27 protein-coding genes and 1 riboswitch are annotated in these 25,869 nt (G+C 35.9%); of the genes, 8 read left to right on the top strand and 19 right to left on the bottom strand.

What is annotated here, in order from left to right:
- Nucleotides 1–41: 41 nt before the first annotated feature.
- The 6 genes from dapD to ACZ2V4_RS01585 form a co-directional block, all read right to left on the bottom strand.
- Nucleotides 42–758, bottom strand: coding sequence for a 2,3,4,5-tetrahydropyridine-2,6-dicarboxylate N-acetyltransferase (gene dapD, locus ACZ2V4_RS01610; RefSeq protein ID WP_420493729.1), 717 nt, complete (start codon nucleotides 756–758; stop codon nucleotides 42–44).
- Between the two features lie 15 nt (nucleotides 759–773).
- On the bottom strand, nucleotides 774–1,496 hold the full coding sequence (gene dapB / locus ACZ2V4_RS01605; RefSeq protein ID WP_420493728.1) for a 4-hydroxy-tetrahydrodipicolinate reductase: 723 nt from the start codon (nucleotides 1,494–1,496) through the stop codon (nucleotides 774–776).
- The gene (dapA, locus tag ACZ2V4_RS01600; RefSeq protein ID WP_420493727.1) at nucleotides 1,493–2,383 is read right to left on the bottom strand and encodes a 4-hydroxy-tetrahydrodipicolinate synthase; all 891 of its coding nucleotides are present in this window, start codon (nucleotides 2,381–2,383) and stop codon (nucleotides 1,493–1,495) included. Before dapA ends, dapB begins: the two co-directional genes overlap by 4 nt.
- A gap of 11 nt (nucleotides 2,384–2,394) precedes the next feature.
- Nucleotides 2,395–3,384: an aspartate-semialdehyde dehydrogenase gene (locus tag ACZ2V4_RS01595; RefSeq protein WP_283722159.1), complete on the bottom strand. Its 990-nt coding sequence runs from the start codon at nucleotides 3,382–3,384 to the stop codon at nucleotides 2,395–2,397.
- A gap of 18 nt (nucleotides 3,385–3,402) precedes the next feature.
- The gene (locus ACZ2V4_RS01590; RefSeq protein ID WP_490514446.1) at nucleotides 3,403–4,626 is read right to left on the bottom strand and encodes an aspartate kinase; all 1,224 of its coding nucleotides are present in this window, start codon (nucleotides 4,624–4,626) and stop codon (nucleotides 3,403–3,405) included.
- A 71-nt stretch (nucleotides 4,627–4,697) separates the two neighbouring features.
- Nucleotides 4,698–4,871, bottom strand: a riboswitch (Lysine riboswitch).
- Between the two features lie 62 nt (nucleotides 4,872–4,933).
- A complete protein-coding gene (locus ACZ2V4_RS01585; protein ID WP_283722161.1) occupies nucleotides 4,934–6,535 on the bottom strand; it encodes an ABC-F family ATP-binding cassette domain-containing protein in 1,602 nt (533 codons plus the stop codon).
- A 174-nt stretch (nucleotides 6,536–6,709) separates the two neighbouring features.
- Between ACZ2V4_RS01585 and ACZ2V4_RS01580 the strand changes: the two genes are divergently transcribed.
- A complete protein-coding gene (locus ACZ2V4_RS01580; protein WP_219494784.1) occupies nucleotides 6,710–7,576 on the top strand; it encodes a CvfB family protein in 867 nt (288 codons plus the stop codon).
- A 31-nt stretch (nucleotides 7,577–7,607) separates the two neighbouring features.
- Here the strand turns inward: ACZ2V4_RS01580 and ACZ2V4_RS01575 are convergent, their stop codons facing one another.
- Both ACZ2V4_RS01575 and pepF read right to left on the bottom strand, forming a co-directional pair.
- Nucleotides 7,608–8,309, bottom strand: coding sequence for an SDR family oxidoreductase (locus ACZ2V4_RS01575; RefSeq protein WP_490514445.1), 702 nt, complete (start codon nucleotides 8,307–8,309; stop codon nucleotides 7,608–7,610).
- A 17-nt stretch (nucleotides 8,310–8,326) separates the two neighbouring features.
- A complete protein-coding gene (gene pepF / locus ACZ2V4_RS01570) occupies nucleotides 8,327–10,126 on the bottom strand; it encodes an oligoendopeptidase F (protein ID WP_490514444.1) in 1,800 nt (599 codons plus the stop codon).
- 153 nt (nucleotides 10,127–10,279) lie between these two features.
- Between pepF and ACZ2V4_RS01565 the strand changes: the two genes are divergently transcribed.
- Nucleotides 10,280–10,663 (top strand): hypothetical protein, encoded by a 384-nt coding sequence (locus ACZ2V4_RS01565; protein ID WP_219494781.1) that lies wholly within the window; start codon nucleotides 10,280–10,282, stop codon nucleotides 10,661–10,663.
- A gap of 98 nt (nucleotides 10,664–10,761) precedes the next feature.
- Here the strand turns inward: ACZ2V4_RS01565 and ACZ2V4_RS01560 are convergent, their stop codons facing one another.
- Nucleotides 10,762–12,036 (bottom strand): aminoacyltransferase, encoded by a 1,275-nt coding sequence (locus ACZ2V4_RS01560; protein ID WP_283722164.1) that lies wholly within the window; start codon nucleotides 12,034–12,036, stop codon nucleotides 10,762–10,764.
- 21 nt (nucleotides 12,037–12,057) lie between these two features.
- Complete coding sequence (locus ACZ2V4_RS01555) at nucleotides 12,058–13,299, bottom strand: aminoacyltransferase (protein ID WP_490514443.1); 1,242 nt, start codon at nucleotides 13,297–13,299, stop codon at nucleotides 12,058–12,060.
- A 210-nt stretch (nucleotides 13,300–13,509) separates the two neighbouring features.
- Here ACZ2V4_RS01555 and ACZ2V4_RS01550 point away from each other — a divergent pair, with 210 nt between their 5' ends.
- Together ACZ2V4_RS01550 and ACZ2V4_RS01545 are read left to right on the top strand one after the other, a co-directional pair.
- Entirely contained in the window at nucleotides 13,510–14,181 is a 672-nt protein-coding gene (locus tag ACZ2V4_RS01550) for a hypothetical protein (protein ID WP_120785523.1), read from the top strand.
- The gene (locus tag ACZ2V4_RS01545) at nucleotides 14,172–14,537 is read left to right on the top strand and encodes a hypothetical protein (protein ID WP_012656944.1); all 366 of its coding nucleotides are present in this window, start codon (nucleotides 14,172–14,174) and stop codon (nucleotides 14,535–14,537) included. Before ACZ2V4_RS01550 ends, ACZ2V4_RS01545 begins: the two co-directional genes overlap by 10 nt.
- A gap of 28 nt (nucleotides 14,538–14,565) precedes the next feature.
- On the opposite strand, the gene ACZ2V4_RS01540 is transcribed toward ACZ2V4_RS01545, so the two are convergent.
- The 3 genes from ACZ2V4_RS01540 to ACZ2V4_RS01530 form a co-directional block, all read right to left on the bottom strand.
- Entirely contained in the window at nucleotides 14,566–15,222 is a 657-nt protein-coding gene (locus ACZ2V4_RS01540) for a type 1 glutamine amidotransferase domain-containing protein (protein WP_086038691.1), read from the bottom strand.
- A gap of 69 nt (nucleotides 15,223–15,291) precedes the next feature.
- Nucleotides 15,292–16,332, bottom strand: coding sequence for a M42 family metallopeptidase (locus tag ACZ2V4_RS01535; protein ID WP_101140579.1), 1,041 nt, complete (start codon nucleotides 16,330–16,332; stop codon nucleotides 15,292–15,294).
- A gap of 163 nt (nucleotides 16,333–16,495) precedes the next feature.
- Nucleotides 16,496–17,710: an MFS transporter gene (locus ACZ2V4_RS01530; protein WP_490514442.1), complete on the bottom strand. Its 1,215-nt coding sequence runs from the start codon at nucleotides 17,708–17,710 to the stop codon at nucleotides 16,496–16,498.
- Between the two features lie 93 nt (nucleotides 17,711–17,803).
- Between ACZ2V4_RS01530 and ACZ2V4_RS01525 the strand changes: the two genes are divergently transcribed.
- Nucleotides 17,804–19,408 (top strand): ABC transporter substrate-binding protein, encoded by a 1,605-nt coding sequence (locus ACZ2V4_RS01525; protein ID WP_283722168.1) that lies wholly within the window; start codon nucleotides 17,804–17,806, stop codon nucleotides 19,406–19,408.
- 63 nt (nucleotides 19,409–19,471) lie between these two features.
- Here ACZ2V4_RS01525 and ACZ2V4_RS01520 read toward each other — a convergent pair whose 3' ends face one another.
- The gene (locus tag ACZ2V4_RS01520) at nucleotides 19,472–20,659 is read right to left on the bottom strand and encodes a CynX/NimT family MFS transporter (RefSeq protein WP_490514441.1); all 1,188 of its coding nucleotides are present in this window, start codon (nucleotides 20,657–20,659) and stop codon (nucleotides 19,472–19,474) included.
- 109 nt (nucleotides 20,660–20,768) lie between these two features.
- Between ACZ2V4_RS01520 and ACZ2V4_RS01515 the strand changes: the two genes are divergently transcribed.
- Nucleotides 20,769–21,320: a helix-turn-helix domain-containing protein gene (locus ACZ2V4_RS01515; protein WP_219494772.1), complete on the top strand. Its 552-nt coding sequence runs from the start codon at nucleotides 20,769–20,771 to the stop codon at nucleotides 21,318–21,320.
- Nucleotides 21,321–21,485: 165 nt separating this feature from the next.
- On the opposite strand, the gene ACZ2V4_RS01510 is transcribed toward ACZ2V4_RS01515, so the two are convergent.
- The 4 genes from ACZ2V4_RS01510 to ACZ2V4_RS01495 form a co-directional block, all read right to left on the bottom strand.
- Nucleotides 21,486–22,748: a Y-family DNA polymerase gene (locus tag ACZ2V4_RS01510; RefSeq protein ID WP_490514440.1), complete on the bottom strand. Its 1,263-nt coding sequence runs from the start codon at nucleotides 22,746–22,748 to the stop codon at nucleotides 21,486–21,488.
- Nucleotides 22,749–22,942: 194 nt separating this feature from the next.
- Nucleotides 22,943–23,410: a hypothetical protein gene (locus ACZ2V4_RS01505; protein ID WP_490514439.1), complete on the bottom strand. Its 468-nt coding sequence runs from the start codon at nucleotides 23,408–23,410 to the stop codon at nucleotides 22,943–22,945.
- Nucleotides 23,411–23,564: 154 nt separating this feature from the next.
- Nucleotides 23,565–24,059, bottom strand: a complete 495-nt coding sequence (locus tag ACZ2V4_RS01500; protein WP_490514438.1) for a cysteine hydrolase family protein — start codon at nucleotides 24,057–24,059, stop codon at nucleotides 23,565–23,567.
- 72 nt (nucleotides 24,060–24,131) lie between these two features.
- The gene (locus ACZ2V4_RS01495; protein ID WP_219520600.1) at nucleotides 24,132–24,653 is read right to left on the bottom strand and encodes a GrpB family protein; all 522 of its coding nucleotides are present in this window, start codon (nucleotides 24,651–24,653) and stop codon (nucleotides 24,132–24,134) included.
- A gap of 182 nt (nucleotides 24,654–24,835) precedes the next feature.
- On the opposite strand from ACZ2V4_RS01495, the gene ACZ2V4_RS01490 reads away from it, so the two are divergent.
- Complete coding sequence (locus ACZ2V4_RS01490; protein WP_490514437.1) at nucleotides 24,836–25,093, top strand: type II toxin-antitoxin system Phd/YefM family antitoxin; 258 nt, start codon at nucleotides 24,836–24,838, stop codon at nucleotides 25,091–25,093.
- On the top strand, nucleotides 25,086–25,397 hold the full coding sequence (locus ACZ2V4_RS01485; RefSeq protein WP_419894914.1) for a Txe/YoeB family addiction module toxin: 312 nt from the start codon (nucleotides 25,086–25,088) through the stop codon (nucleotides 25,395–25,397). The genes ACZ2V4_RS01490 and ACZ2V4_RS01485 overlap by 8 nt, the downstream gene beginning before the upstream one ends.
- Here the strand turns inward: ACZ2V4_RS01485 and ACZ2V4_RS01480 are convergent.
- On the bottom strand, nucleotides 25,346–25,867 hold the full coding sequence (locus tag ACZ2V4_RS01480; RefSeq protein ID WP_490513128.1) for a phosphotransferase family protein: 522 nt from the start codon (nucleotides 25,865–25,867) through the stop codon (nucleotides 25,346–25,348). The two genes, ACZ2V4_RS01485 and ACZ2V4_RS01480, sit on opposite strands and share 52 nt — an antisense overlap.
- Nucleotides 25,868–25,869 lie beyond the last annotated feature (2 nt).

Here is a 25,869-nt window from a genome sequence, read left to right as displayed (position 1 = left end):
AAAATTTAAAGCTAATTGTGACAAGCACAATTAGCTTCCTGCTATTTCTTTAACTGTCTTAATGCCTGTACAATCTCAATCTTACTGCCTTCTACTTCATGAGCTTGCTTAATTACTCTAGCAGGTGTCCCAGCTACTACACTACCAACAGGGACATCTTCAGTAACAATCGCTCCAGCTGCTACAACTGCACCTTTGCCGATACGTACACCTTCTAGTACAACGGCATTTGCTCCGATAAGTACATCGTCTTCTATGATCACTGGTTGTGCACTTGGAGGTTCAATTACGCCAGCAAGTACTGCACCTGCACCAACATGAACATTCTTACCAGTTGTTGCACGACCACCAAGCGTGGCATTCATATCAATCATTGTTCCTTCTCCCACGACAGCACCGATATTAATCGTTGCACCCATCATAATAACTGCATTATCATGAATGACTGCATGTTCACGAATGAAAGCTCCTGGTTCAATTCTAGCGTTAACTTTTGTCTGATCAATCAATGGAATTGCTGAGTTTCTTCTGTCATATTCAATTTCAACATCAGTCACAAGTGTTTTATTATTTTCGTAGAAATTTTCCCACTCTGACAGTTCAGTGAAAATTGTTTTTGATGTCTCGCATCCAAATACTTTCATAGTCTCCGGAAAAGTTACATCTGAAAAGTTTCCATTTAAATAAACTTTAACTGGTGTCTTTTTTTCTGACTCACTAATGTATTGTATGATTTCCTGTGCTGTAAATTCCTGCATTGTTATGCTCCTTTATTATAAATTTTCAAATGTGTAATAGCCTTTTTCTTTCTGAATTAATTTCTCTGCAACATCGATACTTCCATTGGCAAATATATCTTTGCTTAATGCCTGATGGGTAATCTGAATTGTTTCGTCATGTCCTGCAAATAATATTTCGTGTTCGCCGACAATCGTACCCCCACGTACAACACTGATACCAATATCATCCTTATTACGTGGGGTATGAACGTCTGTGCGATCATAAACGGGGTTTAATGAACGTTCTGAAGTAATTGCATCTAAAAGTTTAACGAGTGTCCCGCTTGGCGCATCAACCTTTTTATTATGATGACGTTCAATCAGTTCGATATCCATATTCGTTAACAACGGTACTGCATATTTAACAAGTTCAGTAAGTACATGGACACCGTAACTCATATTCGCACTGAAAAATACAGGAGAGTGCGCACTTTTTAATTTTAGCAGCTCGATAATCAATTCTTTCTCTCCTGTTGTAGCCATAACGATAGGGGTATCGACATCACTTTTTAATAATGGAATAGATAAGGCTGGATTAGAAAAGTCTATGATAACATCAGCTTCTGGAAGTGTTTCTAATTTGTCTGATGTATAGACAGGGTAGGGTGCTGACCTTTTTTTGCTTAATATTATACCTGCTATTTCATGTCCTCTATTCTCAGCTAGATGTGCCACACGTTGATTCATAGCTCCGTAACCATTTAAAATAATCTTCATGAAAGATCACTTCCTTTAGCAATACGATTATATACTTCAATCAGCTGTTTTGTATCTTGTTCTAACATCGGAACTAAAGGCAATCGTAATTCACCATTCGCATAACCGATATAAGTGACCAGTGCTTTGATCGGTATAGGATTGACGTCTACAGATAATGCATCTATGAGGGGCAGCACATTATTGAACTGATGCTCAGCTTGATTGCGATCAACCTGATATATTCGGTAAACATCACCGAACTCTGCTGGTATCACATTTGCAATAACTGAAATTACGCCGTCGCCACCCGCTTCATAAAATGGCAGGACACTATCATCATTACCACTATACAATGCGAAGTCATCAGAGACCGCAGATTTTAATGCTTTCATATAGTTCATATCACCTGTTGCGTCTTTTATACCGTATATATAAGGGTGTGCCGCTAAGGTTGCGACAGTTTCTGTTTCTATCGTCATATTGGTTCTGGAGGGTACATTATAGAGTAATACTGGCAATTCTACAGCATCTGCAATTGCGGTGAAATGGGCAATGAGGCCACGCTGACTTGTTTTATTATAGTAAGGCGTAATCAGCATGATACCATCAACTCCTAAAGTTTTGACCTTTAATGAATGATCTATTGATGCCTGCGTATTATTTGTTCCGGTACCAGCAATTACAGGAACTCTGCCATGTGCAACGCGTACTGCTATTTCAATAGTTTTAAGTTTTTCATCTTCTGTTAATGTAGAACCTTCACCCGTTGTCCCATTAATTATTAATGCTTCAACATTATTATTGATAAGAAAATTTAAATGTTCTTCGAATAATCTGTAATCTATCGTTTGTCCATTAAATGGAGTAGTTACTGCAACACCTGTTCCTTTAAAGTGTACGTTCATAATTTCACTCCTTATCGATTTAATTGATGCGTATGAATCTGTCCTAGAATTTGAACCGCATTCAGTGCTGCGCCTTTTAGAAGGTTATCGGCAGTACACCAGATATGGAAGGAATTCTCTAATGAGTCATCTCTTCTGATTCGTCCTACATAAACATGATCAGTTCCTGTCGCTGTAATCGCCATCGGGTATTCATTGTCCTGTGGATTATCTATAAGCACGACTGAATCGTCATTTTCGAAGAGCTGTTTTATCTCTTCAACTGTAGCTTCTTTATCAAGTGTGACATTGATTGCAACTGAATGGCTATCCTGAACTGGGATTCTGACACAAGTTGCTGTCACCTTTACATCTTGTAATCCAAGAATCTTCTTCGTCTCATCAATCATCTTCTGTTCTTCTTTTGTGTATCCACTGTCTAAGAATACATCGATATGAGGTAAAGCATTGTTATAGATAGGGTGGGGATAGTTTGTCGGTGCAATCCCTTGTGCGCCATTTTTAAGATCATTGATGCCTGCGACACCGCTTCCTGACACTGCTTGATAAGTTGTGTAGGCGACGCGTCTAATACCATATTTATCTTGCAGTGGTTTAAGAGGTACGACAGACTGAATCGTAGAACAGTTCGGATTAGCGATAATTTTACGTTTAAGTTTAGGTGAATTGACTTCAGGAACAATGAGGTCGATATCCTCATGCATTCTAAAAGCACTTGAATTATCTATTACGATGCTCCCTGCTGATTCAAAGATAGGTGAAAAACGTTCACTTGTAGCACCGCCTGCACTCATAAGCACAAAATCAAATTTCTGGTCTGCTTCTTCTTCAGTCAAAGCTCTTACTGTATAAGTCTTGCCTTGATATTCCATAGATTTACCGGCTGAACGCGGTGAGGAATATAATACGAGTTCATTAAATGGAATCTGCTTTCTTTCTAAAACTTCAAGCATTTTTTGTCCGACTAAACCTGTAGCACCTACAACTGCAATTTTATACATAATTGACTCTCCTTAATTTTATATATTAAATACTTTACATAATGACTGTACTGCATGTTCACCGTTTTCTTTATCTATAACATATGAAATTGATATTTCACTTGTTGTTACCTGATAGAAGGGGATTTCATTATGAATCAATGATTTAAATACCTTTGATGCAACGCCGCTCATATCTCTCATACCTGAACCGATAACAGAAAGCTTTGCATACGTTGAACGCGACTGATGGCTGATAGCCGGGTAGTTTGTACTTAATCTATTAAAAATACGTTCAATCTGTAACTTATCTGTGTCTTTCATTGTGAATGAAATTTGAAGGCCATCTAAGTTTACGATTTGAGATATCATATCGATATTGACTTCTTCTTGTTCTAATTCATCAAATAATTGATTTAATAATTTCGTATCATTCATCGGGTAGCTTAGTGTCACATACTCCATATCGTTATCTAAGGCGACACCAGTCACTGCTTTTTTCTCGAGTATTTGGTCTTTTGGCATAATCCAGGTTCCTCTCTCATTCGATAAAGTTTTTCCGAGATAAATCGGAATATTATAGTTTCTAGCAATTTCAACACTTCTTGTCTCAAGTACTCCAGATCCGAGAGAGGAGAGTTCCATCATCTCTTCAAAGCTTAATTCATCTATATGTCTTGTCTCAGGATAGATACGTGGGTCTGTTCCAAAGACACCTGTAACGTCTGTATAAATTTCACAAGGAGCACTTAACGCTGCTGCTAGTGCTACCGCCGTAGTATCACTACCACCACGGCCGAGCGTAGTAATTTCATCCTGTTCATTTATACCTTGAAACCCTGCGATAATGATAACATCATGTGATTTGAAATTTTCAATGAGCTTCTGATCATTAATTTCAGTAATCTTACTTTTAAGATAATGTCCTTTCGTGCGAATGCCCGCCTGACTACCGGTCATCGCAATAGATGCAACGTGTAGATCATGCAATATAATCGATAAGTAAGAGATGGTCTGCTGTTCTCCAGTAGTAAGCAGCATCGCTAATGCACTTTCTTTCGGTGTACTAGAGATTGAACTGACATTTCTCACAAGGTCATCTGTAGTTTTTCCCATTGCAGAAACGACGACAACTAGTTTTTCATTATTTTCTGTGCGTTCCTTTAAGTAATTAGCGACTGTGCTAATCTTATCGAAATCACTAACTGATGTACCTCCAAACTTTAATATACGAATGTTTGATTGAGTTATTTGATTATGCAATTAAAATCCCCCTATGGCATCTGCAACAAAAAAACAAGCCCGGATATGCTCCGGGCTTGTTAACGTTTATATACAAGCGATGCACTCCATTATAGTAATATAATGACAGATTCCTAGCTCTTAACCTGTGAATCCAACACTATGTATGCTGCAACATAATATAGCGTTTCGGCATCGCACCCTTTCCATAACTTATTGCAGTAGGGTAGTTATGTACTCATGATTGATGCGCCTCATCTGTTTCTTTATTAAGTTATGAATATAATCATACAAAAAGTATTCTGAATTGTAAAGTATTTTTAGAAAATTATTTTAATACGCCTTGTTCCTTTAAGTATTCTTCATAAGTGATCTCTTTTGATAGACCACCAGTTACATTTAAGTCGATGACACGGTTAGCGATAGTATTGATGAATTCAAAGTCATGTGAAGTAAAGATGATTGAGCCTTTAAATGCTTTAAGGCCATCATTTACTGCAGTGATACTTTCTAAGTCGAGGTGGTTTGTTGGTTCATCTAATAATAATACGTTTGCACTAGACAACATCATCTTACTTAACATACAACGTACTTTCTCTCCACCTGATAATACGGTTGCTTTCTTGCGAACTTCTTCACCTGAGAAAAGCATACGTCCTAGGAAACCACGTAAGAATGTTTCAGTTTGTTCTTCTGGTGGAGCATACTGACGTAACCATTCTACAAGGTCAATGTTTTTGCCATCAAAGTATTCAGAGTTATCTTTTGGTAAATACGTCTGACTTGTAGTGACACCCCATTTATAAGTACCTTCATCAGGCTCCATTTCTCCGGCCAAGATTTTTAGTAATGTTGTCTTAGCAATCTCTGAATCACCGACAAGCACAGCTTTATCATTTGGATTCATTGTGAATGAAATGTTATCTAAGACCTTAACGCCATCAATTGATTTTGATAATCCTTGCACTTGAAGCAGCTCATTACCGATTTCGCGTTCAGGTTTAAAGTTAACGAATGGGTACTTACGACTTGATGGCTGGATGTCGTCAAGTTCAATTTTTTCAAGCATCTTCTTACGGCTCGTTGCTTGCTTAGATTTTGATGCGTTTGCTGAGAAACGTGCAACGAAATCTTGAAGTTCTTTAATTTTTTCTTCTTTCTTCTTGTTTGAATCCTGTAACATTTGCTGTGCAAGTTCACTCGACTGATACCAGAAGTCATAGTTACCAACATAGATCTTAATCTTACCGTAGTCAAGATCAGCAATATGCGTACATACGTTGTTCAAGAAGTGACGGTCATGGGATACTACGATCACAGTGTTCTCAAAGTTGATTAAAAATTCTTCTAACCAGCTGATGGCAGGGATATCAAGCCCGTTCGTCGGCTCATCCAGTAATAATACATCAGGTTCACCAAATAGTGCCTGTGCTAAGAGCACTTTGATCTTCTGATTGTTTTCAAGCTCTGACATTTTCTTTTCGTGCAGATCGTCTTTAATACCGAGTCCAGAGAGTAATACTTGTGCATCACTTTCTGCAGTCCAGCCTCCCATTTCACCAAATTCGCCTTCAAGTTCAGCTGCGCGCATACCATCTTCATCCGAAAAGTCAGGTTTCATGTAGATTTCATCTTTTTCCTTCATTACAGTCCATAATCTTTCGTTCCCACGAAGTACGACGTCTAATACGCGTTCCTCTTCATAAGCAAAGTGATCCTGTTTTAAAACAGATAAACGCTCATCTTTTCCTAATGAAACGTGGCCTGTCTGTGAATCAATTTCACCAGATAGGATTTTTAAAAAAGTTGATTTTCCGGCACCATTTGCACCGATTAATCCATAACAGTTGCCTGGAGTAAATTTAATGTTTACATCCTCGAATAACTTTCTATCGCCGAAACGTAAACTTACATTAGATACTTGTAACATGTATGATCTCCTTTATAATTATTTCGCGTAAATTATACCATATTTGGATAACAAATTTGCATTCCATATTCAATAATAGCATGCTTTCCGGTACATTTATACATTAACAGACTATATTTTAATTATGTGTTATAATAAGTAATTGATAAAGGCAGAGCCTTAAAGGAGAGACATATGGAACAAAAACAATTATCAGGAAGTATCGACTTCCTTCGTGTAGACCGTTTAGAAGGATCTACTTATTATTTATTAGGACCAAACAGCGAAGAAGTAAAGCTCAATGCATCTGAAGTATTAGAGGGTGATGAGCTAGAAATCGGCGAAGATTATTCATTTTTCGTTTACCCAGGTCGTACTGGTGATCTATTTGCAACACAAAATATACCTGATATCTCAACAGATCGTTATGATTGGGTGAAGGTTATCAAAAAAGACCGCGATGGTGTAACCGTAGATATCGGTATACCGCGTGAGATCATCATCCCTTGGGAAGATCTTCCCAAATTAAAAGAAGTGTGGCCTGAGGCAGGAGATGAAGTATTTGCATGTTTACGCGTTGACCGAAATGATCAGTTATATGGTCGTCTTGCAAGTGAAACGATTGTAGATACGATGTATACAGCGGCGCCTGAAACATTACTTCATACAACGATTACAGCACATCCTTATCGACTCTTACGTGTCGGCACATTTTTACTATCAAAAGAAGGGTATAAAATCTTCGTACATGAATCAGAACGACGTAGCGAACCACGTCTTGGTGAAGCTGTAGAAGTACGTATCATTGGTCATAAAGAAGATGGGATATTAAACGGCTCATTTTTACCACTTGCGCATGAACGTATGGATGATGATTCTGAAATGATCTTAACGATGCTGAATGAGTATGGCGGGGAGCTTCCGTTTTCTGACAAATCAGATCCTGAAGCGATTAAAGAAGTATTTAATATGAGCAAAGGTAGCTTTAAACGCGCAATCGGCAGATTATACAAGAATAAGCGCATTACTATTGAACCCGATAAAATTAAATTAAATCAATAAAAAAACGGCTGATTCAGCCGTTTTTTTATTTTTATTGTAATGACCATCCCTGGTCATTGTGATAAATCATTAATTTACTCATACCACCGTCAATCGTAATGTTTTCGCCTGTTATAAATGCTGCTTCTTCTGAACATAGAAATTTGGCCATTTCCGCAATATCTTCAGGTTTACCAACACGACCTGCAGGGTGCTGGTACGCATTTGCACCTTTATAGATTGTATTTGTAGTGTCAATCCACCCCGGACTGACAGCATTTACACGCGCAATGCCGCTTAAACTCACTGCCAGTGCATGGGTAAGCGCATGAATACCGCCTTTTGCTGCGCTGTAACTTTCAGTCTGAGCTTGACTCATCGCTGCACGAGTAGAGCTGATATTTACAATTGACGCACCTTCACTTAGATGAGGTTTCAATAACTTCACAAGATAGAATGGGGCAGTTACACCGACTGAAAGCGCATGTTGAAATTCTTCATATGTACAATCATCAATACCTTTCATAGCTGGTAATGCGTTATTAATAATAATATCTACTTTTTGGTAGTGTGTTATTACTTTCGACACAAATGCTTCCAGTACCTTCTCATCAGCGATATCACCGTGATAAAAACTGCCTTCCTGTATATCGATACCACATACAATTGCGCCAATTTTTTCAAAACTTTCTTTAATACATTTACCGATACCACTCTGATCACCAGTAATGACAACTACTTTTTGTTTAGACATTACACATCAGTCCTTTATTAATTCTCAATTTCTTCTGTTAGCTTTTCAAGTTCATCAACGAGACTTCCGATATAAGCAATCGTTTCTTTAAGTGGGGCATCCGTAGTTAAATCAATATTGACCATTTTGGCAAGTTCTACAGGAGCTTTAGAGCCACCAGCCTTTAATACTTCAGTCCAAGCTTCTACAGCAGGTTGTCCTTCTTCTAATATTCGTTTAGACATAAGTGTCGCAATCGTTAGACCTGCAGAATACGTATACGGATATAACCCCATATAATAGTGAGGTTGACGCATCCATGTCAGTTCCGCACCTTCAGTAATTTCCACAGCATCTCCCCAGAAATCTGAAATGACGTTACGCTTTATTTCATTAAGAAGTGGGGCAGTAAGCGATTCACCTGCATCTACGCGATTATAGACTTCACGTTGATATGCCGCTTCTAACAAGTGTGTCACAAAATTGTGATAGTACGTTCTAGAGATAATCGATGCAATCACCCAGCGTTTAAACTTAGGATCATCCGATTCTTTTAATAAGTAATTTGCCATAAGCATTTCATTCATCGTACTTGGTGCTTCTACAAAATACAGCGAGCAGTTAGCATCAAATATATTCTGATTATTATTCGCATAGTTAAAATGACCAGCATGTCCTAATTCATGTGCTAACACAAATACTTCAGTCATTTTAGACGTCCATGAAATTAAGATAAACGGATTCGTAGCATATGGACTTGCACAAAAAGCGCCAGTAGATTTCCCTTTATTCTGTACAAAATCAATATAGCGTTTGTCATAAGAATCGTTCACGAGCTGCATATATTCTTCACCCATTACAGAAAGTGCTTTCTTAATGTAATCACGTGATTCTTCTACTGTAATATCTGGTTCAGATGACTCATCCAATGAAATTTTTAAGTCTTCAAATTTCATTGTTTCAAGTTTATTTGCTTTTTGTATCAGTTTTGCATAACGACGCATATGTGGAGCAAGTTCTTTCGTTATTAAATCAATTTGGCGATTGTATAGATCACGTGACACTTCCTGATCATGTAACAGGAAGTCAATGACTGAATCATATCCTCTTAATTCAGATTCAATCTTTTCCTGCTGCACTTGTGTATCATAAGTCTTTGCTGTAGTGTGTTCGTACCTTCTCAAAGTATCAGAGAAAGCTTTAAAGGCGTTGCGTCTAACTTCTGTATCATTATCAACTTCTAGTTCACCTTCGAACGAAACATAACTCATCGGTATCGTCTTACCGTGTGCTTCAAATGTACCGAAATCGATATCCTGCATTTTAGTCGTATCATATAAATTATAAGGAGCATTAAACACTGGAGAGAACGATGCTAAAGCCTTTTCAACCTCTGGATGTAATTCATATGGTTTCGCTTTAATTAATTTTTCAAAGAAACGACTATATGGCAGGGTATCTTTCAAAGTTATAAGCGCTGATTCTTCTTTTGCTATAAGTTCCGAATTTAAAAATGTAAGCTCGCTTGCAATCTTACCGTAACTTGAAGAAAATTTGCTATATAGTTTTCCGGCATCAGGATTTGTCTGATCTGTACTGAACTGCAAGTTTGCATAATTTCCTAAAGTATCTAATGCGATATTAAGCTCTGCATATGTATCTAACGCTTCATGGATTATGTCTGCGTTGTTTAAATTACCTTTATATTTCTTGTTGAATTCACGTGCATTTTCTACTGCTTGTTCTAACGCTTGATAAAACGAAGCATCATCTTTAAATAGGGGAGATAAATCCCATGTTTCTGATACATTAACTTCACTTCTTGATGGTAATCCCATAAATCATCTTCCTTTCATTTTTAAATTAACACTCTCATTGTACTACTATTCTAATAATTTAGAAAGTTCGTTTATTTATGATTTTATGTTATATTTAGCGACAAATTGGATATAATACTAAAAGTATTAAATAAATGATAAAGGAGTGACTGGATGTTTATAGTAGGAGATATTAGTTTTTATGAAATCCCAAACTTTTTATTGATTTCAATTGTAGGAATGGTTGTTATTTCAATACTATTTGGATTGTTGATGGGAAGATTTATTTTCGCACCGGTTCTAACGTTTTTAGCTTTAGCGATTGCTGCGTTTATTTTACCTAATTTTTATGCCATCAAATATCAGCCCTTGTTAGGATATGCTGTATTTCTGTCTGTGATTGCATTAATTTTAAGCATCATTTTCTGGTATGTGACACGCGATCATAGAAAAGCAAAACGCATGAAACAACAAGCATTAGATGAACAGAAACGTTATGATGATATACAGAATCGATCAGAGATGGAATCTATAAAACGTCATGAAAAAGAGCATTAAACCAGAACGAGTAGGTTCTGGTTTGTTTCTAATCTATAACTTCTGATAATATATATTATGTAAACTAAAATATATAAAAAAGTAATCACTTAAAGTGATTACTTTTTTATACGTTGTTTTATTTGTGCAGCTTTAGTACGCGCATTTGTTAATAGCTGATATGCATTGTATCTAGTTTTATTGATTGGTTTTATAAAGTCACCGACGAGCTCCTCAATCTGTGCGTTAAACCCACGTTTAAAACGATATACACCATAATCTTCGCTGTCTTCAGTGAAATCTCCGGACACACCATAAAAATTATAACGGTCATAGCCATGGTCCAGACAATAATTGATCATATACCAATGCATTGCATATGGACCCATGAACTTGTTATATTTTGTGCTTGAACCCCCTGAGTAATAATTCACTTCATAATGATTCTGGAAGAACATGCCCGCTGCCAGATTTAGTATTTGCCCATCTGTTTTTCGCAATTCGCTTATTTCAAGCAGCTCTTGTTTTATGTGATCGATATCACGATCTTTCTGCGCAATTTTCGTCAGTTGCTTTTCGCTCTTATTTTCATTTGCCATCATCTGATCTCGTGAAGTTTCTGCTTGTGTAAGTTCTTCGGAAAGTTGCTGCATATATTCATCTAAGTCTATATACGCTAATGGTAGTAGTATATTTTCTCCATATGTATCATTGAATCCTTGCATATAGTCATCCGGTCTTGATATAAATCCGGTTCTCTCTTCAGTTTCTCGATAGAGATCAAGAAATAGATTCAGTTCATCCTTATGCAGCATTCGTACTTTTACACCATATTTTTGTGCTTTCTTGATATTGCGCTTTCTTTGGGAATCAAATTGTTTCATCAGAGATTGCGGGGTCTCTCCATGCAAATACATGACGCTCATCCAGCGTACTTGTTCATCTGGTGAGTATCCTCTTTTGAATCCTTTATGCTGATAGCCAAGCTGTTTGAGCTGATGAATAATCTCATCGTTCGCAGCATCATCCTTTTCATTGACATCCTTGTCATAACGTTTGTATATCCAATAAGGATCAATCTTTACGAATACTGCCTGATGACGTCTCAAGTAATGGTCAAGACCTCTGAAGAAGAAGTCAACCAGTTTCGAATCATGGAAGTCCATCACAGGTCCCCTATTAGAATAGTACTGATAACCTCCAAGCATCGGAATCTTCGAGAAGAGACTTGCAGCGATGACGCGTTCTCCTTCTTTTACACCAAGCAATACAACGGGATAACCTTTTTGTTCACGATTTTCTATATTCTCCTTCATTTGAAAATAATGACTCATCGCCTCAGTTTTCCACATATATTGGTCATATTCCTCAACGGTTAATTCTGTAAACTTCATAGATACTGCCTCCAGTAATACTTATTTCTTGATTCGTTTGTATATATTATAGACACCTTTATTGACAGGGAGTTCAAAATCACCGATATACTCAACGACATCGGCATTATAACCTTTTTTAAATTTAATAACACCCGCGTCAGGTGCATCCTCATTGAAGATACCGCTAATGCCATAGAAATTATATTTGTCGATGCCATGATCTATAGCATAGTTGATCATGTGCCACTGAATTGCATAACTTCCAGAGAAATGTCTGAATTCATTCGAAGACCCTCCGGCATAATAAACTACTTCATGTGGATTTATAAAGTAAAACGCAGCAGCAATCGGTAATGTGTCACCATGATTTTCTTTCAGTTGCTGTGCTTCTTTCAGTTTCTCTAAAAGTGCTTGTTTTTGTCTTTCGTTATCCGCTAACTTATTTTGTGCCTTTTTATTTTCTGGTTTACTCTCGATATCAGCTTTGGCTTTGTCTATTGCACGTTCTATTTCTGTAAGCTCTGCTTCTAGCTCGGGAATATAAGTATTAAAGTCAATATAGGCAAGCGGCATCTTCACACGATCTCCAAATTTTTCTAATCTTGAGATATAATATTCATCTCCACGATCTTCGAAATCCTTCTTGTCACTTGTATCCTGCATAAATGAACGGAAAATATGGAGCTCGTCTTTTTCCAGATATCTTACTTTAATACCATTTTTAATGACCTTCTTAGTATTACGCTTCCTAAGACTATCCATATCCTTTATGAGCTGTTCCTTCGTTTTATCTTTTAGGTCCAGGACTGAATGCCATCTGATTTGGTGTATCGGGTGAAATCCAGTTGTAAACCCATCATGCTTGAAACCAAGGGATTTCAATGTTTCAAAAATATCATCTGTCTTATATGTTTCGATGATGTCCCCATCGTGATTACGTAACTGGTATGGTACGTAAGGGTCTATTCTTAAATTTAACGCTTTATGCTGTTTCATATACTTCTTAAGTTCATTAAAGAAGAACGTTACGAGTTCCCTATTGTGATAATCCATGACAGGACCACGGTTTGAATAGAAATATTTGAAGATTTTCATTATAGGAACTGATGTAAATAGACCTGCTGCTATGATTTCATTATTCTCATCTTTCACACCGAGCAGATGTGTCTCTATACCTTCTGAGATCTTCAGATCATAGTTTACAGCCATCTGTGTAAAATGACTTGGATGCTGGTCTGTGAAAGCACTGAATGCTTCACGTGTAAGTGTTGTAAATTTCATTTGTTTTCTCCTTCTTTTATCATCTCAAGCATCATATTAACATATTCATACCGTAAAAATCATTTATAATTATAGTTCGGCTCCTTATAAGGCTATTACTTCAATCTTTAATGCACTATCTTTGTGATTTTACGTTGCTCATGATAAAATTCGGTTATATAGCCGGAATTTTAAAAATTCGGTTATATAACCGAATTTTGGAGGGATATTATGCTTTCTATATTTATTATGGACGTTTCAAATAGTACACAGCTGAATAATACAGATGACATCAGTAAAGCTCTCGAAGGGATGACAGAAAGTATCGAACAATGGACGCAATCCCTTAACTTCAGCTATATTAATTACAGAATGGGCGATGAACTTTTTTTTGTTAGTGATTGTACACATGCGACACTATTGATATCGTACTATATTAAACTGTTATGGCCCTATAAATCTCAGCCAGTAAAATTTGGTATTGCAGCAGGCAATGAGGAGGTTCCTAAACGGCATATTGAACACTGGAACAGTAAGCTGACAAAAGCAGCACGTAATAATCTAGATCGCATTAAGAAATCAGATATCAGTGATTTTTATGTTACGATTGAAGCGGCAGATATGTCGCTTTATAATGATGTCTTATTCCCTTATCTTACTGAAATTGTCCAAAATCATTCTCTGTTACAGCAAGCGATCTTCCAGCAGTCGCTCTATATCGATACACAAAAAGAAATTGCTCAGCTGAACAACAAGAGCGTTTCCACTATTTCAGAACATCTGAATAAAGCGCATTACAAGCAGCTCGGACTAATCAAGAAACATTTAACATTTTCTGATGCACAATGCACTATTGAACCTTCAATCATCCAGTCGTTACAAGGAGGTTTAACATGGCTCTAAAAATAATCATCATGCTGATAGGTACACTCTTCTACCTGCTATCAGGCCCAGTCGTTAAACGTATTTTAACTTTTATGAGCGCGAGTGAAATGAAGACATCCGATAACATCGGATTACTTATAGGCTATATAGAAAGAATGCTGGTTATTTTATTTTTTATACTCGGCGAATATACAGCAATCGGGCTTGTAATAGCAAGCAAATCAATATTACGGTTTAATGATCTTAAAGATGATGGTACGCATCATAATCCTGATAAAATCGATAAAAAAAGTGAATATATTTTACTTGGGACGATGCTAAGTCTCCTTATAGGCATCATTAACGGTATCATTTTCAAGCTTGTCTTTATATAATAAAAACCGCACAAGAGTGCGGTTTTTATTATAGTACTTTTACAAATGCTTCTGCAACATCTGTACTGGACTGAGGGTTCTGTCCAGTTACAAACTTACCATCCGTTACGACATTTGATTCAAATGCCTTACCTTTCACAAATCTTGCACCGTTTGTTTCGAGTTCAGTTTGTAAAGCGAACGGAACGTTGTTGTCCAAGTTCATCTGTTGTTCCTCTTCGTTTGTGAATCCAGTTAGTTTGACGCCATCGATCAATGAACTGCCATCTTTTAGTTTAGCCCCTATAAATGCGCTTGGACCATGACAAACTGAACCGATAACGCGATTATCATCTTTATAGAACGCCAATATATTCTGTAAATCAGGATCTCCTGGTAGATCGTACATTGTACCATGGCCTCCTGGTATGAATATGCCGTCATAGTTTTCAAATACGATATCTCTTAATTTCAATGTTTTCCCTAGTTTTTGTACGACATCCTGGAATTTCTTCGTTTCGTCGTTCTGAGTGGAATTGGGATCAAGTGGTACAGCACCACCTTGAATCGAAGCGAAATCTACTTCAATATTATTGCGTTGGAATACTTTGTAAGGCTCTGCAGCCTCACCGAGCCAAAGACCTGTTGGTGTGCCATCGTTCAAAGTGTCGTGATTCGTTAAAACCATTAGAACTTTCTTCGCCATAATAAACACTCCCTTTCTTTGTTATAAATACATTATAACGAAGAAAGGGAGTGAATAAAAACATTTAACTTAAAGTACAGGACTCATAACATAATGATAGATAAGTTTTTCTGTGTTCAGTAGCGAATCTTTATGTGTACGTTCCATCGCATGGCTAGATTCAATACCCGCTCCAAATAGACCATGTTTAACATCGTGACCAGCACTCATTGCAGCACTTGCATCACTACCGTAATATGGATAAATATCTACTTTGTAATCAATATTATTGTCTTTGCAAAGATTTACTAAATGTTGTTTCAATTGATAGTGATATGGGCCTGAGCTATCTTTTGCACAGATGGATACCGTATATTCATCAGATGCCTGCCCATCACCTAACGCCCCCATATCAACAGCGATATATTCTACAACTTGTTCCGGAACATTAGAGTTACCACCATAACCGATCTCTTCATTATTCGAGAAATAGAAATGTGTCGTATGCGGCAGTTCAATATTTTCAGCTTTTAAATGACGTAACAACTGAATCAGCATCGCAGCGCTTGCCTTATCGTCTAGATGACGCGATTTTATAAATCCGGATTCAGTAATCTCGCATCTTGGATTAAACGTAATAAAATCTCCGACACTGATACCTAACTGTTCAGTATCTTCCTGAGACTTCACGATTTCATCAATACGCACTTCCATATGATCCTCATCACGTTTGATATCACCTGCGTTACGATAAACATGGACACTTGTCTCATGGAGACAGATCGTTCCTGTATACACTTTATCATTCGCATGGATTTCACAGTACTCCCCTTCAACAGCATTCCACCTGAAACCACCCACCATTGATAAACGTAAGCGGCCGCTCGGTAGAATCTCTTTAACCATCGCACCTAACGTATCAACATGCGCTGTTAAATATTTATGACGTGTATCATCTTTTCCAGGTACAGTAACTAATACCCCACCTTTATTAGTCTGCTGTACATTGTAACCAACCGCTTCTAACGTTTCAGTCACATAGGCAATTGCTTTAAACGCAAAACCTGACGGACCTGGAATATTTACTAAACGCTCAATCTCTTGCATCGTGCTATTAACATCTGGATACATTTTCATTCTCCTTTTCAAATTTACTGATAATTTAATCTTATCTGATAATGAGAGGGAGTACAATGGTTGATAAGAAAAATACAAAAACTTTCAGTTAACTGAAAGTTTATTAAATTTTCTAAGGAATTATCAGTCTACTGAAAGTTTTTATATCTATGTAATATTAATTCTTTTTCATTTTAAACAAGCTATTCATCATGAGCATTGCCCCTATTGTAACAATCACAAACACAACTACACTCATCGCATATGGATTTAAATATGTTCCGAGGATTAAAGACCCATTAGATAATAGCTGTGCGCCACTAAACGTGAATGAACTGAATGTATTATAGGTACCTCGTTTTTCTTTTGGTATTAGTGTCAGCATTTCAGCACTTTTAATCGGCGCAAAAATCATTTCACCAAATGTAGCAATAAGTATGGCTATGATAATCAGCCACCACATATTTGCTGAAGTGAGCACAGCATATCCTATTGCGTACATCAATAGCCCAAATCCTAGGATTCTACTTACTTTAAATTTATCTAACCATTTACCAATTAGTAAAGAGAATGAAACAACGGTAATTGTATTAACGAGGTTAATGATTGTAAACATTCGAATACCGGTAATTTCAAAGTTGAATAAGTAAATCGTTTCAAAGTTCTTATGAAGCCTTACAGCAACGTAAGTACTTGTCATGAGCTCCACAGTTGCAATGAACATCGTACCGATTACCATCAATACGAATCGTTTATCTTTAACGACAGTCTGATAGGCAATGAACAGGTCTACAAAGACATTATTATGTTCTTTTTTACGGATAAAGCTGTTTGTTTCTTCAATATATTTCATATATAAGAAACTTAATATAAGTGCCACCATCGCTGAAGCAAAGAATAGCCAGCTTTTATGTTCGCTATAGAATAGCCCACCCAGGAGTGCTCCGATTGCCAGTGATAAATTTATTAGCCAGTAATCCATACGATATAATAATTTCTTATTTTCATCTGTTGCTGAATCCTGTACAAGTGCACTCATAGAAGGTCTGCGAAATGCACTAAATATGGTAAAGAGTATAAATGTCGTCATAAATAGATAAATCCATGAGTTGACAACGGTTAGCCACATAAATATTAGCGATAATGCTTCTGTGAATGAACCAAATATCAGTATCTTCTTTCTCGGAAATTGGTCGACTAAGTAACCTCCCCAAATATTACTGATAAACTGGACAAAGACGATTGATGCTAAAAACAATCCAGCGATTCTTGCATTCAGCTGATCAGTTAAATAAAGTGCAATAAATGGTAGTGTCGCACTATAAGTACAGCGATTGACAAATGAACCCCACAATCTGAGTTGGATATTAATCGGTAAATCACGAACTTTCATTTTCATTCCCCCTAACTTTCTACATATGATAAAGTAGACTTAATGATTAAAAAATGGACAATATTTTATTTTAGTCCACTTTTAGGAGGAGCTATGGAGCGATTATTACTGTCATTCTATAATTTAAAGATTACAGCATTTCATCAATCGTCTGTCAGTGAACAGTTAAAGGTGAGTCAGAAGCATTTATCCAGAAGTTTAAAAAGATGGCAGGATAGTGGTTATCTAACTTTTAAGAGTGCACGTGGTCGCGGGAATAAATCAACGGTTCAATGGTTCGTGGATATCGATACATTATATTTCAATAAGGTGAATGCAATGCTAACGCGACATCAATTGTCAGATGCTATTCAATATTTAACGTGGGACTGGTCTATTCATCATAAACAGATGCTGATTACGAAAGCGAATCAATTACTTGGGGTATCTACAGCTGATGCAGATAAATTAGTCGTTAAGAAGCGCTACGCCCCACTCTATTCTCATCCTTTAGAAGTGGTTGATATCAATAGCTCAAATATATTAAGTAATATTTATGACACGTTAATCGCATATGATAGACATTCGAATCAATATCATTATAAGATAGCACAGCATATCGATTTCTATGATGATTATGCAGTGATATATTTACGGAAGAATGTTTACTTTCATGATGGTACTCAAGTAACTGCTGAAGATATTAAACGATGTCTGAGTCATGCGATAGCGTATCAGGAGACGAAAGTGCTATTAAATCCAATTGTGTCAATTGAAGTGATTAATAAACTTACAGTTAAAGTATATTATCACGATTTTCCATATTTCAAAGACGTATTATGTAAGTTAAATCTTGCAATCTATAAGCAGGATAAGCAGCAAATTATCGGTACTGGACCATTTTATATCGCAATGAATAATGAATTTCAAACGACTTTAAAATCATTTGATCAGTATTATGGCTATCAATCATATATTGATGAAGTGGAATTAATATATATACCGAAGCTTAAAGAAAGTAACTTTACGTTAAGTGATAGTGATACGTTCCAGCATATCGAAGTAACGGATGGTTTTTATTATGTCCTGTCACTCGCACAAAATAAGCTATCAGATATACAGAAAGCAACTGTGCATTACTTATTTCAGCAGTCCGTTCATCAAGTTACAGATATACACACAAGTAAAGGAACCCCTTATATTCTGAAAGATCAGCCACTTTCGCTTAAATCACTAAATAAATTAGAAGATCATTTCTCTATAACAATGGTCTATCCGAGCTATATCGAAAAAAAGATGCTCCAGTATAAAAGGTATTTAAAGCAATACAATATAGAAACGGTATTAAAACCTATCGATATTATGACTTCCTTTAAAAGTGAAATAACAATTGAGGGGGATATCTATATCCACGGTATGTTCTTTAGTGAAGCGGAATCCTTTGAATACTTTACGATGCTCTATCAAAATAAAACGATGCATCACCATTTATCACAACAATATCCTCTTTTAAGGGATTATTATAATAGATATATCACAACAGATGCCCGCGAGTGGCACGTACTGAATCATGCGATTAATCAGTCGTTATTTGAATCACATACCCTCTACCCTATCTTCAACATTACTCAAGATGTTAAAGTACCAATCAGCATTCATAACGCCAAAGTGACTACTGCTGGATTTTATAACTTTTCAGAGCTTGTGATTAAACGATAAAAAAACTTTCAGGAGACCTGAAAGTTTTTTGTTTTATGAATGGTGATTACTTTTTAAGGTTTTCTATTTAATTGTATTTCCTTCTATCGTATGTTTACGTCCTGCAAGCATTCCAACTATGAGCATCAATAAAGCATCTGCCAATAGGAAATATAATGAATGACTCCAGTCATGTGTATAATCATGAATTACGCCGAAGATAAGTACGCTAAGTGCTGCAAATAAATAGCCGATTGCCTGTGCCATTCCTGATAACTGTTTCGCTGTATGTGTATATTCTGTTTTCATAGAGAAGAATAAATTTACAAGCCCAAATGATATTCCAAGTGCTACGCCTATGAAGAGGATATAAACAAGCATATATTTAACATCGCCATAAATCATCCCAGCTATTCCCGCAATAAATAACAGCCCATTTATACACCCTAAATAAACCTGGTGTGCCATGTTAGCTGCAATCATCGGAATAATAAATGTAAAGATAATAATTGCTATTTGTAATACTGTTAAATAACCTCCTGTTACTTCTACGGGTATATGTTGTTCCTTTAGTATTATCGGAAGAAAATTGATCAAGCTATAGAAAATGACCGACTGTCCACCCATGAATAGTGTTATCTGCCATGCCAGTGGTGATCGCCAAATACTCGATGTCACGGCTACAGGCTGTGGTGCTTCTACTTCTTTATCTTTCTGTAATACGATTATCCAGAAGATTAGTGTGATGATTGTAACAATACCAATCATTGCTAATGAAATATTATAGTTTGTAGCCTTTGCAATTGGTGCGGATACTGCTGATGATAATGCACCAAATATATTCATACTAACTGTATATAACGCTGTCACTAAACCAACCTGTAAAGGGAATGATGCTTTTATAAATACTGGAGCTAGTACATTACCGAATGCAATCCCTATACCGATTAACAGGATTCCTGTAAATAATAACGTGCTACTGCCTAATGATCGGAGTATAATACCAACTGTAATGACAATCAAAGCATAGACGATCGTTCGATTTAATCCTATCTTGGTACTAACAGGTGCAGCAAATAATGAAGCAAATGAGAATGCCAGCAATGGCAGTATCGCGATAATACTTGTAGCAAATGCTGACAGCTGTAAGTCATCATTGATTGCAGGTAATAATACGCCAACTGATGTGAGCGGTGCGCGTAAGTTTGCTGATAACAATAACACAGCAACCAGTAATAAAAGCTTCAACCCTCTAAACCTTTTTGTGTACAAAACAATCCCTCTTTCTATTAATCTGTTATAATGAACAAAATATCTGCTATAAAAACAACATCTGTTATATTATACTTTTCGTCTAATATAGTCAAGAAAGAGGTTTAATATGGAAAAAATTAATTTAGTCGTGTCACAAAACCTGATGCATATAAGAAAAGAACAGCAATTAAGTCTCGAAAAGCTTGCTTCAATTTCTGGTGTAAGTCGTGCGATGCTTAATCAAATAGAAAAAGGACAATCGAATCCGACAATTTCTACCCTCTGGAAAATATCCAACGGCTTAAAAGTCCCATTATCTAAACTTTTACATGAATCTGAAAATACGGTGCATGTGATCAAAAAGAATGATATTCAAACAATCTATTCTGAAGACGGTCTTATTCAGATAACACCGTATTATGATAGTGAAGAACAGATTGAAATATTGAAGATGACATTACAGCCGCATTCTGAAATTATTTCAAGTGATCAGGCTGCGCATTCTGAAGAATATATCATCGTTAATGAAGGGCTATTTACGATAATCGTGGATGGGGCTTCATATTCACTTGAAAAAGATGATTCAATCCGTTTTTCAGGAGGCTTAGATCATACATATCGGAATACATCAGAAAAGCCGGCAGAGATTACATTGGTGATTAAATATCATTTTTCTTAATCGTTGATATACTTAATAACCCACGAAACCCCATCAAGCATATTTACGCTCGATGGGGTTTCATTATTGTGATATCTTCTTATTCAGATTCATTTGATAAATCTATATCACGCATATATGCTTCGCTACCATAATAGAGTGCTTGTTTAAATCTATGATATCTGACTACGCCTTATGACCAGCGATCAATCCATTACGCTTACGCGCGGTGCCTTGTTCAGTGTAGGAGATTGCACGAAGTACGCTATTCTTCCCGAAGCGGGTACGCAGTTCATCAATTGTTCTTTCTAGACGTTCTTCTTTCGCACGTTCAAACTCATCTACAAATAGTGAAAGCTGCCTATCTTCTTCCTTCATCAAGTTTGTCAGAGCGATATTTACAGTGCGATACTTTCTATTCGAATCACACATCTGCTGCATAAACCCCCATACGATTCTAAATACATCTGAAGTAAGATTTGTACCTTCTGATAACGTATAGCTCTTACTGACGCTTCCTTCATCACTATAACCGATTGTAAAGCTGATTGTTCTGGCGATACGATTATCCGCACGTAATCGAAATGTAACCTCTTCGATATGTTCAATCACGACTGCACGGAGCTCGTGAAAATGATAATCACGCATTAGAATCTGACTCTTATTCACAGAAGGTTTGTAGATCTGGTGTTTCTCTCTTATAATGCTGGAATCAATACCATTTGCATGCAGATGAAGATCAACACCAATCATACCGAAATCACGCTTTAAATAGTGAAGAGGATAATTTGCAAGTTGTCCAATGGTGAATATGCCCTTCTGATTCAGCTTCTTCTCTGTACGTCGATTAATCCCCCAGAAAGTACTTAATGGTTCTATCGACCACATCTTCTCAGGTACATCTTCATAACGCCACTGTACAACACCATGATCTGCTTTCTTAGCTTCCATGTCTAGCGCAATCTTACTTAGCAACACATTTGGACCTATACCTACAGCACAGAGAATTTGAGTTTTCTCATAGATTTCATCCTTTATCTTTAATGCCAAATCATAACTCGAATCTGCAAACAGTTGGTAGCTGTTTGTCACATCCATAAAAAATTCATCAATACTATATTGATGATAATCTTCTGGTGCGACATATTTCAGGGCAATTTCTGAAATTTGACTTGCGACCTTTAGATATTCCTTCATTGAGGGATTGATAATATAAATATCCGGATGATGTGGGATTTCGAATAGACGTGATCCTGTTCTAATACCAATAGCTTTAAGTGGCGATGTAGCAGCAAGAACGACAGAACCCTGGCGTTTTGTATCTGCTACAACAGCAAGCTTTGTCGTCATGGGATCAAGCCCTTTCATGATGCAGGAAACACTGGCAAAGAAACTCTTCTGGTCAATACAGAGTACATCTCTTCTCTCGCATAAACTGTAATCATACATATTAAGCACCCTCTTTATAATCTTTATGTTAATTTAATCATAACAGAACGTATGTTCGTTTTCAATAAAAATAGAACATACGTTCTGTTTTCGATCAAATAAAAAGTCCGTCTATTATGGGATACAATTCCATATTAGACGGAGTAAATACAATCATAACAAAGAATAAATCATTAAACATACACACGATAAGATTACAGAGTGAAATATTTCATGACTTCTTCGTGAGTATAGGTTACTTTGTAGTTCAAATGCTCACGATAAGCAATATTAGCATCACGAGCATCCTGAATATCTTCCATATGACTTTGACATCTCTCAATCCATAGTTTTTCAAACTCTGCTTCTACTAGAATGCGATGGGATAAATCATTAATATGATAAATATTTTCTTGTTCACACCACTTTATACAATCAAGATATAATTGCATCTCTACTGATGTATTATCAACATCATAAATTTCACCCGGGATATCAGTAACCCCTTTTTGAAAAGCAACGAAGCAACGTGTATGACCATCAACGATATAAAATTGATTGTCGTACTGAATTACTGAGATTATTGTATTTTTGACAGAAACATCATCCAGCCATTCACTTACCTCATCCACTTTACGTTGATTCAAATAGAGTTGAGTAAGCTTTAGATTATTAATATCCATGAAATAATCACATCCTATTAAGAGTGTAGTTCACTAATATAGTATCATGAATCGATTGAAATATTACTCATTTAATATGAAAATTAGAAACATCAAACCTAAAATTTATCCTCAGCTAAAAATGACCTCAACTTAAAAAAATAAATAACCCAAATCACACATACTCGTCTATCATCAGAACTTCTACTTCATCAGACCAATGCAAAACTGTAGATACAAAGTCATTAATATCTAACCCAGGCATTTCATATGTTTCTGAATTATTAACTGTAGCACAAGCATCTTCGATTACTATAACTTTAAAGTCAAGTTCATTAGCAATAATCGCATTAAATAAAATACAATATTCCATATTAAAACCGATAATGATCAGTTCAGTAACACCAAGTGAAATTAAATATTGTTGCAAATCCGTATCTTTAAAAGCACTGGGTTTATTTTTAGAATAAATCTTATCGGCATTTTTATGAATAACTGGCTCTAAAGGAAATGCCTTATTTGTTTCGTGATTAATATGTTCCACTGCAATGACAGGTAATTTGTTTTCTTTAAATACTTCTACTAGATGAATAGCATTCTTCTTAACTACTGAAAAATCACCCTTTTCTAAAAAGTGTGTATGAAAATCAATAACTAATAAAGCTTCCAAAATATCACCTCAAAATAAATATATTATAATTCTTTATCCATTCGAATAAATTGGTAAAATAATGCACTTATTCTACTTATTTAAAATAGAATTGACAAATGCCTCTTTTTCCTGTGTATATTTAGCTCTGTTGTCTGGATATTGTATTGACAGATATTCCTTTAAATGTTGATACTCATATCTAGCATCAGGATTAGATCGTAAATAATCACGAAATTTTAATAAATCTGTCCATTTTTGTTGTTCTTTCGATACAAGATGAATAAAGCAAGTATGTTTTTGGAATGAGTCACCTTCGAATTTTGCTAACACAATCTCATCTGCTCTCTCAACTCGTAAACGGAAAATCCCTATCGTTATTAATGCATCATAAAATGATTTCGGCATACTTTTGTAATCTTCAACTCCAATCAATATATCAATAATTGGCTTAGCTGCTAATCCAGGTATTGATGTACTCCCAATGTGCTGAATATCGTTCGATTCTATGTCAGTAGCTTTAATAATGTCTTGTTTTACTTGCTCAAAATCATTTACCCAAGCATCTTGATAATCACTCAAAACTACCTGCCCTCTATAAACGCCTAATGTCAAAGTATCCAACCTCCATTTACGTATCATATGTTTATTATAAACAATTTTCTGAAAATTAAAATAGTAGAACATTAACAAAATAGCAACTATCATATCATACATAAAACCAAATAGTAAAAAGTAATCAAAATATACATAATAAAACAAAAGCGGACAATATAATTGTACAAGGAGGGGATAAAATGAAAGTAACAACATATTCTAATGCAAGATCAAACTTTAGAAAAATAATAGATATTGTTAATGAAGACTGTGAACCTTACACAATAACAACAAACACTCATAATGCCGTGATATTATCTGAACAAGATTATAATAGTATGATTGAAACACTTTATTTACAGAGTACACCAGCGAATGCCGAAAGATTACAAAAAGCGATTGATGAATCAATTGATAAAAATAACTTACATCAAGTTGAGATTGATTTAGATGCCTAAGAAAAAGATACTATTTTATTCAAGTGGTTTTGAAGATTATACGTACTGGCAAACTAACGATAAAATTGTATTAAAGAAAATAAATAAACTAATAAAGAGTATTATGATTGATGGCCCAAATGAAGGTATTGGTAAGCCAGAAAAATTATTAGTAAACTATACAGGTTGCTATAGCAGAAGGATAACTCATGAACATAGGCTCGTATATAAGATAGAAGATGATTCAATTTGTATTTTACAATGTCGTTTTCATTATAAGATGATACGATTTTCATACTTTTCTATTACATTAAATAAACACTGATCATTATCATATTTATATTCACAGTTTAGATACATCGATTTCTTACGTTCGATTTTCTTTAGGAAAAAGTCACGCCATCCAAACTGATTTGCTCCAGGTATAGCATGAATGGCTTTCAATATTCTCCCGGCTTCAAGACCAAGCTCATATTGTTCTTCTAAAGTTAATGTCGGTAATATTTCTTTAGCTTCATGACCTTCAATCCATTGGTATAGTAAACAATAATGATTATGATAGTCGCCGTGTGATACTAATTGTTGCACTGGAAGTCCAAGGTTCATACACTGTTCAACTAAATTAATTTGCAATTGAATATCCTCTATTCTATCAATAGAAGAAAGACGTAATAGATACTTATCATCTCGAGTTGTAACAATATATTTTTGATCATCCGACCAACCCTTGTTAAAGCTTTCTAACTTCAAAAAATGAAAGCCTGGCAAGTGATCATTTAAATCATCAATATGCATGG

The organism is Macrococcus sp. CoH-51_TC_04 (assembly GCF_058188655.1).
Note: the sequence above shows the minus strand (reverse complement) of the source record. Positions and strands in the feature narration are given on the sequence as shown.